The 15,286-nt window shown below is 45.3% G+C and carries 16 protein-coding genes; 6 read left to right on the top strand and 10 right to left on the bottom strand.

The window, feature by feature from the left end:
- Positions 1-8 precede the first annotated feature (8 nt).
- Together KNO87_RS10455 and KNO87_RS10450 are read right to left on the bottom strand one after the other, a co-directional pair.
- On the bottom strand, positions 9-734 hold the full coding sequence (locus KNO87_RS10455) for a MurR/RpiR family transcriptional regulator (RefSeq protein WP_214790244.1): 726 nt from the start codon (positions 732-734) through the stop codon (positions 9-11).
- 181 nt (positions 735-915) lie between these two features.
- Positions 916-1,713, bottom strand: a complete 798-nt coding sequence (locus tag KNO87_RS10450; protein WP_214790242.1) for a glucose 1-dehydrogenase — start codon at positions 1,711-1,713, stop codon at positions 916-918.
- A gap of 189 nt (positions 1,714-1,902) precedes the next feature.
- On the opposite strand from KNO87_RS10450, the gene KNO87_RS10445 reads away from it, so the two are divergent.
- Both KNO87_RS10445 and KNO87_RS10440 read left to right on the top strand, forming a co-directional pair.
- The gene (locus KNO87_RS10445; RefSeq protein ID WP_251126172.1) at positions 1,903-3,225 is read left to right on the top strand and encodes a hemolysin family protein; all 1,323 of its coding nucleotides are present in this window, start codon (positions 1,903-1,905) and stop codon (positions 3,223-3,225) included.
- A gap of 200 nt (positions 3,226-3,425) precedes the next feature.
- Entirely contained in the window at positions 3,426-4,418 is a 993-nt protein-coding gene (locus KNO87_RS10440; protein ID WP_214790240.1) for a 5'-3' exonuclease, read from the top strand.
- 15 nt (positions 4,419-4,433) lie between these two features.
- On the opposite strand, the gene KNO87_RS10435 is transcribed toward KNO87_RS10440, so the two are convergent.
- A complete protein-coding gene (locus tag KNO87_RS10435; protein ID WP_214796033.1) occupies positions 4,434-5,237 on the bottom strand; it encodes a VOC family protein in 804 nt (267 codons plus the stop codon).
- 107 nt (positions 5,238-5,344) lie between these two features.
- Between KNO87_RS10435 and KNO87_RS10430 the strand changes: the two genes are divergently transcribed.
- Together KNO87_RS10430 and KNO87_RS10425 are read left to right on the top strand one after the other, a co-directional pair.
- Positions 5,345-5,671 carry a winged helix-turn-helix transcriptional regulator gene (locus KNO87_RS10430; RefSeq protein ID WP_214790236.1) on the top strand — a complete coding sequence of 109 codons (327 nt, stop codon included), beginning with the start codon at positions 5,345-5,347 and terminating at the stop codon, positions 5,669-5,671.
- A gap of 63 nt (positions 5,672-5,734) precedes the next feature.
- Positions 5,735-6,742 carry a S66 family peptidase gene (locus KNO87_RS10425; RefSeq protein WP_214796031.1) on the top strand — a complete coding sequence of 336 codons (1,008 nt, stop codon included), beginning with the start codon at positions 5,735-5,737 and terminating at the stop codon, positions 6,740-6,742.
- A gap of 4 nt (positions 6,743-6,746) precedes the next feature.
- On the opposite strand, the gene KNO87_RS10420 is transcribed toward KNO87_RS10425, so the two are convergent.
- Positions 6,747-7,967 (bottom strand): helix-turn-helix domain-containing protein, encoded by a 1,221-nt coding sequence (locus KNO87_RS10420; RefSeq protein WP_214796029.1) that lies wholly within the window; start codon positions 7,965-7,967, stop codon positions 6,747-6,749.
- Positions 7,968-8,076: 109 nt separating this feature from the next.
- Between KNO87_RS10420 and KNO87_RS10415 the strand changes: the two genes are divergently transcribed.
- Positions 8,077-9,330 carry an MFS transporter gene (locus KNO87_RS10415; RefSeq protein ID WP_214790230.1) on the top strand — a complete coding sequence of 418 codons (1,254 nt, stop codon included), beginning with the start codon at positions 8,077-8,079 and terminating at the stop codon, positions 9,328-9,330.
- A 21-nt stretch (positions 9,331-9,351) separates the two neighbouring features.
- Here KNO87_RS10415 and KNO87_RS10410 read toward each other — a convergent pair whose 3' ends face one another.
- The 4 genes from KNO87_RS10410 to KNO87_RS10395 all read right to left on the bottom strand — a co-directional run bounded on the left by KNO87_RS10410 (position 9,352) and on the right by KNO87_RS10395 (position 11,145).
- Positions 9,352-9,648: a DUF3817 domain-containing protein gene (locus KNO87_RS10410; protein WP_214796027.1), complete on the bottom strand. Its 297-nt coding sequence runs from the start codon at positions 9,646-9,648 to the stop codon at positions 9,352-9,354.
- Positions 9,649-9,728: 80 nt separating this feature from the next.
- Positions 9,729-10,235: a DoxX family membrane protein gene (locus KNO87_RS10405; protein WP_214790228.1), complete on the bottom strand. Its 507-nt coding sequence runs from the start codon at positions 10,233-10,235 to the stop codon at positions 9,729-9,731.
- Positions 10,236-10,413: 178 nt separating this feature from the next.
- A complete protein-coding gene (locus tag KNO87_RS10400; RefSeq protein ID WP_214695810.1) occupies positions 10,414-10,827 on the bottom strand; it encodes a pyridoxamine 5'-phosphate oxidase family protein in 414 nt (137 codons plus the stop codon).
- A 117-nt stretch (positions 10,828-10,944) separates the two neighbouring features.
- Positions 10,945-11,145: a cold-shock protein gene (locus tag KNO87_RS10395; protein WP_015880427.1), complete on the bottom strand. Its 201-nt coding sequence runs from the start codon at positions 11,143-11,145 to the stop codon at positions 10,945-10,947.
- 261 nt (positions 11,146-11,406) lie between these two features.
- On the opposite strand from KNO87_RS10395, the gene KNO87_RS10390 reads away from it, so the two are divergent.
- Positions 11,407-13,002, top strand: coding sequence for a glycoside hydrolase family 55 protein (locus KNO87_RS10390; protein ID WP_214796025.1), 1,596 nt, complete (start codon positions 11,407-11,409; stop codon positions 13,000-13,002).
- Here KNO87_RS10390 and KNO87_RS10385 read toward each other — a convergent pair.
- Together KNO87_RS10385 and KNO87_RS10380 are read right to left on the bottom strand one after the other, a co-directional pair.
- A complete protein-coding gene (locus tag KNO87_RS10385) occupies positions 12,966-13,472 on the bottom strand; it encodes a flavodoxin domain-containing protein (RefSeq protein WP_214796023.1) in 507 nt (168 codons plus the stop codon). The genes KNO87_RS10390 and KNO87_RS10385 overlap by 37 nt on opposite strands.
- 103 nt (positions 13,473-13,575) lie before the next feature.
- Positions 13,576-15,225: a glycoside hydrolase family 13 protein gene (locus KNO87_RS10380; RefSeq protein WP_214796022.1), complete on the bottom strand. Its 1,650-nt coding sequence runs from the start codon at positions 15,223-15,225 to the stop codon at positions 13,576-13,578.
- Between the last annotated feature and the right edge of the window lie 61 nt (positions 15,226-15,286).

Below are 15,286 nucleotides of genomic sequence, written 5' to 3'. Positions count from 1 at the left end.
TATACACATCATTTATACGATTTCCAATAATCTTCAAGGATGTGTCTTAATAGATAAAAAATAGGTGTAGGGTCCGTAATGTTATGATGATGACTGTAGATTGGAGGGGATGAAAAATATAATGAATATGAGGATTCTCTCTGCAAGGTATTGTCGCATAAATGAGTAATAGCAACTGTTCGGACATGACGCTGTTTTGCGAGATGTGCCAGCTCAATCAATTGACTCGTTTCACCCGAAACGGAAATAAATATTAACAAGTCCTTACTTGTTAAAGTTTCAAGTTCTGTCAGCATATTATGACGATGAAGATAGAATTCACACTTCTTGTTTACTGTTCTTAATCCATTCATTAGATATTCGCAGTAAATAGCCGAGTCACCTATTCCATATACGATGACACGAGAAGATTGGTGAATCATCATATTAAACGTTTGTATTTTCTGATGACTTAGCAAAGCATGTGTTTTTTTAATGTTTTGCATCGCATCTAACTCTTCTAGTTCGCGCAATTCTTCCTTCATGGCCGTTTTCATGTGTGAAAATCCATCGTATCCAAGCTTTCGCGATAAACGAATAATCGTATTTGGTACCGTAAACATTTGAGTAGCCAATGATTGTACTGACATATGGGTTACATCTTCAAAATTGGCCTGAATATATTCTATGATTTGATCGTCTGTATCATTTAACAGATGCTCAAAATTTAGAATCCGATCATTAAAATGAAGCATAATCTCCTCCCGAAACACAATAATCCTACTCATTTTTCATTTGCATTAAATATAAAATAAATTATATACATGTATCACTCTTTCATTTAAGCGATTACAACAATCTCCATTAGCTTATACGACACGTAAAGAACTTGCAATCAAACAAAAAAGAGAGGTGTGTCCCCCTCTTTTAACTTCCTTATTGAACTTTATTCTCTGGACCGAATGATGGATAAAGCGATAGTCCACCATCCGCAAAGATTGTTGTACCGGTCACATAGGACGATTCATCTGATGCGAGCCAAGCGGCAACGGCGGCAATCTGCTCTGGCTTCCCAATGACGTGAGATGGGATAAGTGCCTCCAGCCCTTTCTTCTCTTCCGGGTCGCTCATCGTCTCTTCGTTGATCGGCGTATCGATTGCACCTGGTGCGATCGCATTGATACGAATGTGGTTCGGTGCATATTCGAGAGCGACTGATTTTGTGAACATTTTCACGCCGCCCTTACTTGCTGCGTAATGTGTGTAGCCCGGACGCGGAATGACTTCGTGAACGGAAGACATATTAATGATATTGCCTTCGATTTCATGTTCAACAAAGTATTTCAAGGCAGCACGCACACCAAGGAACGTACCGTTCAAGTTGACGTCGATAATCTTCTTCCAATTATCGAATTCCATCTCATGCGTTTTCGCTTCGACTTGTACGCCGGCATTGTTGACGAAGATATCCATCTTCCCAAACTCAGAGATAGCTTTCTCAATCATCTTCTCCGCGAGTCCTTCTTCCGAGACGTCTCCTTTCACGGCGACGGCTTTCCCGCCACCCGCCTCGATTGCACGGATGACTTCCTCCATCTCTTTCTCACTGCTGCGATAGTTCAGGACAACGCTCATCCCTTCCTTCGCATAGCGTTCCCCGATGGCTCGGCCGAGACCTTTCGAACTCCCCGTGATGACTGCGACTTTTCCTTTTAACTCTGGATAGTTTGCCATATCAATTCCTCCTTCATCTTCTCGGGTTTAGTTCCCGCATTCCCCTCTTCATCAAACATGATTGGCTGCATTTTGAATATTGGAGACAAATCAACTATACTGAAACAAACTATTCGTTTTCAGGAATTGCCTGAAAGACGTTTGATCTTATACTCAATGGAGGTGACTCCCCGATTTTTGGGGGAATTGTTGGACAGTCCCATGTTACTCAGCTTACTCATCGTTGCGCTCTTAATCTTTTTGACCGCCTTTTTCGTGGCAGCCGAATTTTCAATTGTGAAAGTGCGTGGCGCTCGACTTGACCAGCTCGTGCTTGAAGGAAATAAGAGAGCGGTCAGCGCAAAAAAAGTCATCGAGAATATCGACGACTCCCTTTCTGCATCTCAGTTCGGAATTACGCTTTCTGCACTCGGGCTCGGGTGGATTGGTGCCGATCAAATCGAAACATATATCCACACGTTGGTCGACCAGCTAAACTTATCGCCATCTCTCGTGACATTCTTGTCGTTCCTGATCGCATTCTTACTCATTGCGTTCTTGCACGTCGTCATCGGGGAACTCGTTCCGAAAACACTTGCGGTTCATGAAGCCGAAAAGTTGACGCTCCTTGTCGCACGCCCGCTCTACGTGTTCACGAAAATCTTCTACCCGTTCATTCGTGCCTTGAACAGCATGGCACGCCTCACTCTCCGTTTATTCGGAGTGCAGACGACGGCGCAGGAGACGGCACACTCAGAAGAAGAGCTGAAAATCATCATGACGGAAAGTTTCCGCAGTGGTGAAATCAACGAAAACGAGTTGGCGTATGTACAAAACATCTTCTCGTTTGACGAACGAATCGCAAAAGATGCCATGGTTCCACGGATGAACATGGTAACCATTGATGAAGAAGATACAATCGAAGAAATCATTTCAGTTGTTGAAGAGCATCAGTACACACGTTATCCAGTCACAAGAGATGGAGATCGTGATGACGTCCTCGGATTCGTGAATGCGAAGCAACTCTTTACTGCTCAACTGTCAAAAAATGATGCACCATTCGAGTCGTTCATTCACCAATTACCACTCGTCACCGAATTCACACCGCTCCAAGAAGCGATGGTGAAGATGCAAAACGCGCAGACGATGATGTGCTTAGTCATCGATGAGTACGGGGGGACTGCGGGCCTCTTGACGATTGAAGATATTTTGGAAGAAATCGTTGGTGAGATTCGCGACGAGTTCGACCGAGATGAACAAGCAGAAATTACCGAAATTGCTCCGAAACATTACCGTCTCTCTGGACTTGTGTTGACACAAGAACTCGAGGAGCGGTTCGGAATCGAAATCGAAGATGACGTCGATACGGTCGGTGGATTCGTTTTGTCACAAAAAGCGAACGCACGAACAGGAGAACGGTTCATTTTGCCTGGTAATCATGAACTGATTGTCAGCGAGGTCGATAACCACCGAATCGTCTTCGTCGATTTAATCTTAGCCTCTTATGAAGATGAGGAACCCGTATCAGAATAACGCTTTTCTTAACGCCCTTCTCTATATTTTAGAGAAGGGTTTTTGATATGTGAGCTGAACTGTCGCTATATTTTCGCCTCTTGCCGTGATATACTGCACATATGTTGCTTATTTGAGTGTCACGCACTCAATGACACAACATCACCGAAACATGGCGAGATGTTCGGTTTAAACAGAAAGAAATAGAAAGAAGGTTACGCATGGAACGCAAACTATTTTTGATTGACGGTAACTCCATGCTGGCCAGTGCTTACTATGGTGCCGCCGCGAGCCGAACGAAAAAAGGACGCGAGGTATCTAAAAACGATCGGAGTGCCGTCATCGGAATGACCGGCCTCATCCGGACGATTCTACGTAGACATCGTCCGACTCACTTTGTCGTCGTCTGGGACGTCTCACGTGAAACATTATGGCGTCGAGAACTCTACCCGGGCTATAAACGCCGCAGACGTCAAACACCGCCTGAATTGAAAGCGCAAATGGAACTCATGCGTCAACTGCTTGAAGATAGTGGGATTCCACAATTCCAAGTAGAGGGCTATGAAGGGGAAGATTTAATTGCCCACATCGCGCGTAAATTCAGTTGCAGTGCACCTGTGGTCATCATGACAAAAGACAAAGACTTGTTACAGCTTGTCAGTCCACGAATCACCGTTTGGTTGCAAACACAGGAGCTTCAGCAAATGCAGGCTCGCTGTGACATTCGTGATAACCGCCCATTACCGCTCAAACGTCATTTAGAAATTCGACCAGAAGAGATTGCGGCGTTATACGAAGGATTGAAACCGAAGCAACTGTCAGCCGTTAAAGCGTTGACGGGAGACCGTTCTGACGGGATTCCGCCAGTTGCAGGGCTCGACGAAAGCCAATCGGTCCAATTGATCAAACGATTCGGTTCGCTCGATAAGCTGTATTCTGCCTTGAGTATCAAAGGTGACAAACGACAACAAGTAAATGAAACGATCGCGGCACTGACGTCAGAGGAGGTGCCCCGTAACTTGAGACGAACACGCAAAAAAGCAGAGCGCAATATGGAGCTCGTTCGTCTCGATGTCACGGTGCCAGCACTTGAACATTTGAAGCTAGCTCATCTCGAGCTCAGCATCAATCCGAAGCGAGTCGAGCAAGCGTATCAAAAACGCGGACTTCGTCTCTCATTCAATGCAAGTCAGAAGAAAGTATCCGCACGTTAATAAAGAACGGACGCCTCAAGCGCCCGTTCTTTTTATATGCACGGTAATTCCGTCTTCATCGGTCAACGACCACTCAGACGATGTTCCTCCTAGTGCCTGATTCGTCTCTTCATCGACGAGAAGTGTCCACGCCTCGAGTCCGGCCTCAACGCCTAGCTCATCACTCGGACGTGCCCACACGTTCGTCCCAACGTGATGGTGATATCCGTCGGCCGCAAGGAACAGTGCCCCCGGATAAGAATCGGTCGTGATGGAAAATCCGAGTCGGTCATGGTAGAAGCGTTTCGCCGCCTCGATGGACCGGACTTTAAAATGCACATGTCCCATCGTCGTCCCGACTGGTAAACCTGTAAACGGTCGATTGGCTGCAGCTTGAAGCATCGATTCATATTCGACCGGCTCAGTCGCCATTTTCACATGCCCGTTCGCTTCATAGCTCCATTGTTCTTTCGGACGATCGGCGTATAGCTCAATTCCGTTCCCTTCTGGGTCACTCAAGTAGAACGCCTCGCTCACCAAATGGTCACCTTGTCCGACTTCGATACGCCGCTCGATGAGATGTGCCAAGATACTTCCTAACGCTACACGATTCGGTAATAGAATCGCTAAATGAAATAACCCCGCCGCCCGCGGATTTTTCTTTGCCTCGGGAACACTGTGCAAGATGACGAGCGGGCGCTCCTTCGTTCCGAGCGTGACAAAATCCTCGGTTTCTTCTAGGACGCTCATCCCGATCACGTCTACATAAAATTGTGTCACTTGTTCGATGTCACGAACTCGAAGTGTCACCGGTCCTAGTTCAATATTTTCGATTTTCATATACAATCACCTCCCCTTCACTATACCCGCTCGGCTTATGTTGCAGAAGTAGGCACAAAAAGGTGGTATAGTTACCTCAACGATACTATTGGAAAGGAAGAGCGATTGTGACCAAGATAACAAGCTGCGAAGTCGATACGGCACTTGAACTAATCACAGGAAAATGGAAGCACTCCATCCTTCTCGTCCTAATCAATGGGGACACGCTACGCTTCAGTGAGTTGAAGCGAGCATTACCAAAGATCAGTCAAAAGATATTGACCGCGCAACTCCGTGACTTAGAAGAACAGGATATCGTCATCCGGACCGTCTATCCAGAAGTTCCACCCCGTGTCGACTATCGCTTAAGTGAGTATGGGAAAACACTTATCCCGATTCTCGAAGCAATGAACGAATGGGGAATGCGTCATGCAGAACGTATGCGTTCCAACTAGTTGTCCACATGTGGATAACCGTCTTAACCCGTCCCATTTATCACTTATCCACAGGAGGTCGTCATGATTCGTTATCCACAGTTAACCGGTCATCAAATCGGGGTCACCGCTCCCTCATCCGGTATACCAACAGAACTACACCATTTATTGCATCAAGCGGAACATAAGTTTTCTGATCGAGGGTTCACATTGCAATTCACTCCAAATGCGTGGAAACAACAATTCGGGAAGTCCTCCCCGGCTCGCGTACGAGTAAATGAACTGACCAATCTCCTTCAAGACGACACTGTCGACTTGATCATTCCGCCTTGGGGCGGAGAACTTTTAATGGAGATCCTCGACCAAATCGAGTGGCAATCCTTACCCGCAAAATGGATGCTCGGTTATTCAGATACGAGTTTGTTGCTCTTCGTCTATACGCTAAAAACCGGAATCGCCTCGGCCCATGGTCCGAACCTGGTCGATTTACGTGCGGATATGTGGGATGAGACGAGTTCACGCTGGTTAGATGTATTGTCGACGCGGGTCGACGAGACGGTCATCCAACGCTCGTCTGAGAAGTTTCAAAAGGAATGGCAGCATGACAATCCGACGCCACACCTGTTTCATTTGAGTGAAACAACGGAATGGAAAGCGATTGGGGGTCAACACGCGACAGGTCGATTGCTTGGTGGATGTCTCGATGTGCTCTTACATACAATCGGGACACCGTATGGCGACGTCAGGACATTCCAACACGATTACCTGAATGATGAACCGATTCTTTGGTATTTTGAGAATGCCGAGATGAACGTCCCCGCATTAAAAAGGACCCTCCTCCAAATGAAGTGGGCCGGTTGGTTCGATCATACGTCTGGTATTCTATTCGGACGAAGTGATGCACCATCTGTGCATCAAGACTATACGGTCGAGATGATATATGAAGAGCTTCACCACATGCTAGGTATTCCAATCTTTTACGATATCGATTGCGGACACGTCCCCCCACAGATGACGCTCGTCAACGGGGCTCACGCTTCTGTCCAAGTCGAGCATGGTCAAGGAACATTGATTCAAACATTCAAGGGCTGATACATCAGCCCTTGATTTTAACTAGTAATCCCGTTAAGTTTTGATGATAGTACCCTTCAGGGAATTGATCGATAAGTATCTCGATCTCCTCTAACCATTGATTCCCACATCCGTAAAGGGTACCAAGTAATAGTCCTTCTAAATAAATGGCTTGGTCAATCAAGCTATGCTTCAGTTGCCATTCATTTCTTCTTTCCCACAATTCATTTAAGAATACTTCCGCTTTTTCGATATCACCCTTCATCGCATGATAAACTCCTTTGAACATTTCAAAAGGAGTAATGAAGCGTTTTTCCTCTTTAATCGCCATATAGCTTTCTTCTTTTTGCAAGATTTTTTCGATAATGTTTAATTGAACCCCCATCAAGTCTACATTATTTTGTTTCATCGCCACTAAGCCTTCTGTAAACGCCAATCTCATTCTAGAAGAATCATCTTCGGTAAAATCAACATACTGTCGAGCTTTCATGATTGCTGTCTGAATCAATTCATTCTCTTTTCGATAAAGTGCGCAAATGACGAGAGCTCGATATACGTCATCTGCTCGATAATAAGTTCGAGTCTGTTTCATATAATTCAATGCTTCTTCTAAATATTGAATAGCGTGAGACAATTGAGCGTTGTAAAGTAATTCTTTAAAAACAAGTAACATATAAAATTCGATACGTGTTTTTGTTTTCATCGCTTGAGAATCGAGCTGTTCAATCAGTTCGATTTTTTCACCCGCTTCATCAAATCGATCCCAGTGCATTAAATAATATGCTTGACCGATTCGCGTCATTGCAATTTCATCTTTCTCACCTAATCGTTCAAATAACTCAATAGCACGATCATAATAATTTAATACTAAATCGCGATTATCATTCGTCAAAATCGCGTCACCATAAAAAACATACGCTCGTCCCAACGAAATCGATTGCATGTCACTATCAAGAAATGGTTCTAAACGCTCGATAATATCTTTATTGTCCCATTTCATAAAACCCATATCTGCGTACTCGATTTCCTCTACAAGTTTTTGTAGTTCAGACTCTCTAGAATCTTTGAGCAAAAACTGTACTGATACATCCAATCGACTGGCGAGTTCTCGCAAACTGCGCATCGATGCCTCCGCTTTTCCATTCTCAATCATGCTAAGCATTGATTTCGTGACAATTCCTTCCGCCAACTGTGTTTGAGTCATTTTTTTCTGTTTTCGCAATGCTTTAATGCGCTCTCCAATCATATGACACCCCTTAAAGTTAAATTATATTGAACTTTTTGTTTACATTTCACTAAATTGCCTTTATGATAATGTTAAATCACATTTAACTAATTTGTAAAGGAGACTTCTTATGAAAAAATCATTTTCGAATCTACACATCTTGTTAATCGGAAAATTCATGTCGTTGTTCGCCTCAAACTTGTTCACATTTATCGCCGGATTGACTGTACTTACCACTTCCGGTTCAGGGTTACAATTTGCGATTGTCTTATTAGCAGGAACCCTTCCTCGCATTCTGCTCTCTCCTTTTGCTGGTGCTTATGCAGACAAGCTAAATCGCAAGCGTGTCATCGTAAATATGGAAACGTTAAATGGAATGCTGTTTCTTCTTGCCGGAATTTCGAGCTTAATTTGGACATTTAATGTCCCTGCTTATCTTTTGATCACCGCATTACTCTCTGTTTTTTCAACTTTCCTATCCGTGACTTTATCTAGCTCAATCCCTCTTTTGTTTAAGGAAGAAGAGTTACAACGGACCAACTCATTAATCCAAAGTATCATCTCATTTTCAAGTATTGGCACACCTTTATTGGCCGGAGCTTTATTTAAAATTCTACCGATTTCCGTATTCTTGTTCAGTTCAGCTGTATTATTTTTCATCGCAGGATTAGTCGCCACTCAACTTAAATTTCAAACCCGCGATATTCAAGAAACGTCTCAGTCGACTTGGAAAGAAGTACAATCCGGGTTTCAATATCTTAAAAAACAGCGTGTTTTATGGACCATTGCGCTCCTCGCTACTTTTCTTAATTTCTTTTTTGTCGCATCCGAAGTCTTATTCCCTATTGCTGCCTTACAAGAAATCGGGGTATCACCTCTTCAGTTCGGATTTTTAGAAAGTATGTTCGCCATTGGGTTTTTAGTCGCTTCATTACTACATGCATTACCATTCTTCAAAATTAAGTACCGACTTTCAACGATGAGAAGTGCCTTAATTGCTTTAAGCTTACTTTTTATCGGTCCAGCCATCCCACTTTACTTTACATTCAACGTATTGCCCGCAATTTTATTCTTTTCATTTTTCGCTTTATTGAGTGGCCTCTTCGTTATTCGAGCCAATATTCCGATTCAGATGTATTTACAAACGAACACAGATCCAAATTATCTAGGTCGTGTAATGGGAGTCCTCGAGTCACTTGCAATGGGAATCACACCACTTGGGTTCATTCTTTTCGGTTTTTTAAGCGATTTAATTCCAGTCGCTCTTCTCTACACCATCTGTATGATTTGTTTGCTTAGTCTCACTTTGATTTCCATGCATCGCATCCGTCACGATATCCAAGCAGAACGAGCAGAAGTCCAATCGATCGAACGCATCTCGTAACGAAAAAAGACATCGAACGAATCAGTTCGATGTCTTCTCTGTTGACGGGAGTACCCGTTTCTCTAATAAAAATGGTCCGAATGGGATGACCGATGCCATGACGGCAAGCGTCAGAACTTTGAAGCCCCAACGGAAGCGCCATGCCATGTAGACGGCTGCGAGCACGTAGGCAACAAACAAGAAACCATGTGCAGCGCCGACGATGCTGACCGCGAGTGGAATACCCGCCATATATTTCAGTGGCATCGCGATGAACAGTAACAACAAGAAGGACACACCTTCTGTGTAGCCAATCCATTTAAAATGAGTCGTAGTCATATGCGTTCTCCTTTATCTCTGTAGGCTATATCTATCGTAGCCGAAACATGAGAGGTTTGTCACAGGAGAGTGCATAAAAGTTACGAGGCTATTTGACGATTTGGTGAACGATGCAATACTTTTGTTTCGACGAAGTTGCGAAGGAACAAGCCATCGACTCCGATTTTTCCTGCGTTATGTCCAGCAACCAAAATCAATACAGATACGATCAACATCGTCGGGTTCGTACTGACCGTCCCTGAGAGCAAGAACGCCATGTTCATGACAAGACCGAAGAACGCCGCGCTACGTGTGAGTGCACCGAGCAATAACCCTAACCCGACCAAAAATTCACCATAAGGAATAAGGACATCGAATAATCCGGCGTTCGGAATCGCAAAGTTTTCTAAGAATGCAGCCCACCATCCCGCGACGGCTGGATGCTCTCCAGTCGCGAGCGTCACCGCGTTGTTTAAGAAACCTTCCGTTCCAAAGCCACCTGTGATTTTACCCCAACCTGCTGTTAACCAATGATAACCGAGCCATACACGTAACACCGTCAAGATTGCCGTAGCGATGTTATGATTTTGCCAAAATTTCGTGAACATGATGATTCCTCCCTTTCAAGAAGTTGAATAAATGAATAATGTGATTACATTCACAATATAACACCCATGTTCACTATTTCACATATGTATTTTGCTTTGTTCATGATTCGTCCATATGTACGTCACACTCTATTCACATCCAGCAAAAAGACGCCTACTCGAGGCGTCTTTGAGAAGTTTACAATGTTACTTCTTGAGGTGGCTGCCCTTTTTTGTTCATCACACGCATCGATTCTGGTTCGATTTTGAGAATGACCAATTTCGGATCGTCCGGACCATCAAACCAGCCCTCGAGTTTGTCGTTCCACACTTTTTCTTTCATCGATTCATCGTCTGACACAGTCGCTTTACCTAAGATTTCTAAGTAGGTGTCTCCCACTCCATCTCCATCATAACCAATCAAAATATGCGTATATGGATTCTTCTCTAATTCCTCTACCTTATCTGTATCATTCGAGGTTGCTGTATAGAGCGTGAAATCATCATGGAAAAATGTCATGTATCGACTATGGGGCTTCACCTTATATACGGTCGCCATCGTCCCTACATCACTTGAATCTAGGATCTTCAAAGCTGTTTCTTTTGCACTCATTCCAAATTCCTCCTTCATGATTTGTCGCTCGTATACTGTTCCCTCAAACTACACGATTAAACACAAAAAAACCTGCTCGCCGATGCGAGCAGGTATCATATTCCTTAGAAAGGAAGATTAGATTTTTTCAACGTTAGAAGCTTGTGGTCCACGAGCTCCGTCTGTGATTTCGAAAGTTACTTCTTGGCCTTCTTCAAGTGTCTTGAAGCCGTCGCCTTGGATTGCTGAGAAGTGTACGAATACGTCGTCTCCGCCTTCCATTTCGATGAAGCCGTAACCTTTTTCTGAGTTAAACCATTTTACTTTACCTGTGTTCATGAATGAACCCTCCTGAAATAAACGCTATGCGTTATAGTAGTGCCTTACTAGAAAAAACTTGACCAAAAAAAATACAAGCCTCTGGATTATCTAATGAAAAATAATCCCAAGCACTTGTGAATTATGATTCCAGCTATTCTTAATTAAGCACATATTGAATATAACACGACTAGATGCTTCTGTCTAGTAAATACTTCTGATTGCTAAAAAACAAGGTGAAACGGGTACATGCTAGAGAAGATGATGCTAGGAGGATCTATTATGAAAAACGCAAGAGAGCAACAATCAATCGCCTCGATGATCGCTTCTTACTCGGATTGGTCTGAAGACTTGATTCATCAATCACTCGAGTGGCACCGAGCGACACGCGAAAAGTCTTACTCAGCGCAGCAACTGTCCATACCTTGCCGAATTCCATTGACGGAACGCATTGCTCCTGTCCAAACATCACTCCCGCTCGAACAAATCGATGGAATCGTTCGTCCTGTTTGGATGCGCCGACTCGATGCGGAATATTTGAATCTGATACAGGTCACGAAACAACGCGTCGACGTGACGGACTATGGGGCTGTCGGAGATGGTAAAACGGATTGTACGCTCGCCTTTCGTCTCGCTCTCCGTTCCAACCGTCGTGTCTTTGTCCCAGCAGGCGTGTATATCGTTCGAGGTATTCGCCTCCCTTCCAACTGTGTGCTAGAAGGTGCCGGTCAAGATGTCACGATTCTAAAACTATCCAATCGTGCCCCAAAGCATCGAAGACTGTTGCGAAACGCCACCCCATTTGCGGGAAATCATCATATCGAGGTATGTCACCTGACGCTCGATTGGAACGTTGCACGATTAGGCGATGTGAAACGTACGACGAGCGGTGACACGACATCGAGCGCTTTGATGTTTGCGCACGTGACGTATGGCTGGGTGCATCACGTGACGGCTAAAAATGCCGGTCTTCATGCGTTCGATATCACGTCTCCACACTATCATTATCTCGGAGATGGACTCCGCGCCGCAAACGGCAGTCGGTACATCCACCTCGACCACCTCGAGGCGACGAACTATGGCGATGACGGAATCACGACACATCATAGTGATGCTATCTATATTACCAACTGCTATTGTCATCATCCTCATGGTCGAACGCATGCTCTCGGATTCTCAAACTCGAACGGCATTGAAATCGACGACGGATCTCGACATGTCACGCTCGTGAACAATAAAAGTGAAGGGTGTTTTGGCGGAATCGAAGTGAAGGCACATGGCACCTCGTCAGCCGCTCATGATGTCCATATCTTCGGACATCTCTCCGTTCATGACAATCGCTCATTCAATTTCCGCCACATCAGTCATCATTTAGCGGACGACCCCGATTCGACGACGGCCCGTTTTCTGTCCGGTACGAACTTGGTGTCCATCGAACCGATTCGAAGCCCGCTCTATGCGAAGTCCTCTCCAAGAAGTCTAGTCGTCTCGGCGTATCAGGATGTCTTGATTCATGGATTGACCGCCATCGGTGACCCGACCTACGATTATGAACAACATCCGGCACTGGCGATTCAATACAAGTCTCGACGCGTTCAATTACATCGCATCTCCGTGCGCGGATTTACAACCTCGAGAGCTGATCTCGAGCTGTTCGGGGGAGATAACCGAACCGATGAAGTGACCATCAAAAACTTGCGATGCCACGAATCTGCGCCAATCGCTTTGAAAATAGGACGTCAGCTGGAGAACATCGCACTTCATCAAATCGAAGGGCAGAAAAAAAGCGGAGATGTACTCATCTCCACGAAAAGCCCAATTAATGTGAAAGATCTACTCGCTTACGGATTCTCAGACCGGGTGCGTTCGGACGTTTGAGCCGCCTCCACGAGCCGGTCCAATTTGTCCTCATCGAGTTCAAGCGAGCTTTCTTTCTGTTTGGCCATCATTCGGACGATTGCTTTGTCTAAAAAGCCCATTCGTTCAAAGTCATACCCGCTGCCGACGACTTCGACGAAATAGGCATGCTCGCGCAGTGCGGCACGATAGGCTTCTTCTAACTCACGAATCCGCTCTGATTCTGTCGGTGTGCCAGCACACAAATACAAAGCAAGGGGGCGCTCGAGCAAGTGTTCTTCATGATTGATCAGCCATTCCTTCATCTCGTCCTGGATGGTGCCCATCCGAATCGAGCTGCCGACGATAACGTGATTGATCGTCTCCCACATGACGTTCGGCTCTTCCACGATATTTTGGACATGAACGTTTCCCGATAACCGTTCAGCGAGTAGAGACGCCACTTTTTCACTTGTCCCATATCTCGAAGAGTAAGCGATTAAAGTACCCATGTCGTTCCCTCTTTTCATGTCAGACGTTATTTATTCTATTCCCGAATCATGAAAAGAAGATACGTATGCACTCAAAAAAGCTCGCCAAATGGCGAGCTTTTCGTCACAGTTTGTACACTTGTGCTTCGTAAGGACGAAGGGTGAACGGTTCAATCGGTTCCATGTTGCCGATGACGCGTTCTTTGACGTCATATGGTAAATCACGTTGTTGTGTGTCGCCTGAGAAGTTACAGAGCACGAGCCAAGTTTCTCCTTCGAACGATCGTGTGAACGCATAGACCGCCTCATCTTCCGGGAGCAAGAGCTCATACTTCCCATAGACGACGAGCGGATTGGCTTTACGGAGCGCAATCAACTGACGGTAGTAATGGAATAACGATTCCGGGTCTTTCCGTGCCGCTTCCGCATTGATGTCGATATAGTTCGGATTGACCTCAATCCAAGGCGTCCCCGTCGTAAATCCACCGTGCGCTTCGTTCGACCATTGTACCGGCGTGCGTGAATTGTCGCGTCCCCGCTCATGGATTCCACGGAAAATCTCGTCGTGCGTTAACAACCCTTTTGATGTGTAATCACGATAGGCGTTCAACGTCTCAATATCCCGATACTGATCAATCGAATCAAACGCGACGTTCGTCATCCCAAACTCTTCGCCTTGATAAATATAAGGTGTTCCTTTTAATAGATGAAGGAGGGTCGCAAGCATCTTCCCAGAACGGACACGATATTCCGGTGAATCGTTTCCGAAGCGCGAGATGGCTCGTGGCTGGTCGTGGTTACTCCAGTACAGGCTGTTCCACCCTTCCTCTTCCAGTCCTTCTTGCCAACGTGAGAAGATCGTCTTTAACTCGGTCAACTTCCAGTCCGTCGGATTCCATTTCCCGAAGCTGCCGTTTCCGACGTCTACGTGCTCAAAATGAAAGACCATGTTCAGTTCGTTACGGTCTTCCCCCGTATAAAGCTTCGCTTCTTCCACACTGACACCTGGCATCTCACCAACCGTGATGGTGTCGTATTTCGATAAGACTTCTCGATTCATCTCTTGCATGAATTCATGGATGCGTGGTCCATTGAAGAAGAATGGCGTACCGTCACCGTAGCCCGTTCCTTGCGTTTGACCATCCGGATAGCTTGGATCTTTGGAAATCATATTGATGACGTCCATCCGGAACCCGTCGACTCCTTTATCGAGCCAATACGTCATAAGGTCATACACTTCACGACGAAGCGTCTCACTTTCCCAGTTCAAATCAGGTTGTTTCTTACTGAAGAGGTGAAGATAATACTCATCACTTGCTTCATCATACTGCCAAGCACTTCCGCCGAAGAAAGCTCCCCAATTCGTCGGTGGCTGACCGTCTTTCCCTTTTTTCCAAATGTAATAGTCACGGTATGGGCTCTCTTTTGAAGAACGCGACTCTATGAACCATTGGTGTTCGTCAGAAGAGTGGTTGACGACAAGGTCCATCATGATTTTAACCCCGTGACGGTGTGCTTCCTCAAGCATCGCATCAAAGTCGTCCATCGTACCGAACTCATCCATGATGGCACGGTAATCACGGATGTCGTATCCGTTGTCATCGTTCGGCGAGTCATACACCGGCGAGAGCCAGATGACATCGATCCCGAGTTCTGCCAAGTAAGACATCTTCTCCGTGATTCCTTGGATATCACCGATTCCGTCCCCGTTCGAATCATTGAAGCTCCGTGGATAAATTTGATATACGACCGCTTCTTTCCACCATTGTTTCATGTTACATCCTCCTTGAAGTTCATTTCCGTTTCAACGCTTTCATCGTACTGCCTTCAAGTAT

The organism is Exiguobacterium sp. s34 (assembly GCF_018617435.1).
Lineage (GTDB): Bacteria > Bacillota > Bacilli > Exiguobacteriales > Exiguobacteriaceae > Exiguobacterium > Exiguobacterium aestuarii.
This window is presented reverse-complemented; position numbering and strand designations above follow the sequence as displayed.

Coding starts and splice junctions, on each gene's coding strand:
- KNO87_RS10455 (WP_214790244.1), bottom strand. CDS start 734: ATGCTTCATTTTAATGATCGGATTCTAAATTTTGAGCATCTGTTAAAT.
- KNO87_RS10450 (WP_214790242.1), bottom strand. CDS start 1,713: ATGGCAAACTATCCAGAGTTAAAAGGAAAAGTCGCAGTCATCACGGGG.
- KNO87_RS10440 (WP_214790240.1), top strand. CDS start 3,426: ATGGAACGCAAACTATTTTTGATTGACGGTAACTCCATGCTGGCCAGT.
- KNO87_RS10435 (WP_214796033.1), bottom strand. CDS start 5,237: ATGAAAATCGAAAATATTGAACTAGGACCGGTGACACTTCGAGTTCGT.
- KNO87_RS10425 (WP_214796031.1), top strand. CDS start 5,735: ATGATTCGTTATCCACAGTTAACCGGTCATCAAATCGGGGTCACCGCT.
- KNO87_RS10420 (WP_214796029.1), bottom strand. CDS start 7,967: ATGATTGGAGAGCGCATTAAAGCATTGCGAAAACAGAAAAAAATGACT.
- KNO87_RS10415 (WP_214790230.1), top strand. CDS start 8,077: ATGAAAAAATCATTTTCGAATCTACACATCTTGTTAATCGGAAAATTC.
- KNO87_RS10410 (WP_214796027.1), bottom strand. CDS start 9,648: ATGACTACGACTCATTTTAAATGGATTGGCTACACAGAAGGTGTGTCC.
- KNO87_RS10405 (WP_214790228.1), bottom strand. CDS start 10,235: ATGTTCACGAAATTTTGGCAAAATCATAACATCGCTACGGCAATCTTG.
- KNO87_RS10400 (WP_214695810.1), bottom strand. CDS start 10,827: ATGAGTGCAAAAGAAACAGCTTTGAAGATCCTAGATTCAAGTGATGTA.
- KNO87_RS10395 (WP_015880427.1), bottom strand. CDS start 11,145: ATGAACACAGGTAAAGTAAAATGGTTTAACTCAGAAAAAGGTTACGGC.
- KNO87_RS10390 (WP_214796025.1), top strand. CDS start 11,407: ATGAAAAACGCAAGAGAGCAACAATCAATCGCCTCGATGATCGCTTCT.
- KNO87_RS10385 (WP_214796023.1), bottom strand. CDS start 13,472: ATGGGTACTTTAATCGCTTACTCTTCGAGATATGGGACAAGTGAAAAA.
- KNO87_RS10380 (WP_214796022.1), bottom strand. CDS start 15,225: ATGAAACAATGGTGGAAAGAAGCGGTCGTATATCAAATTTATCCACGG.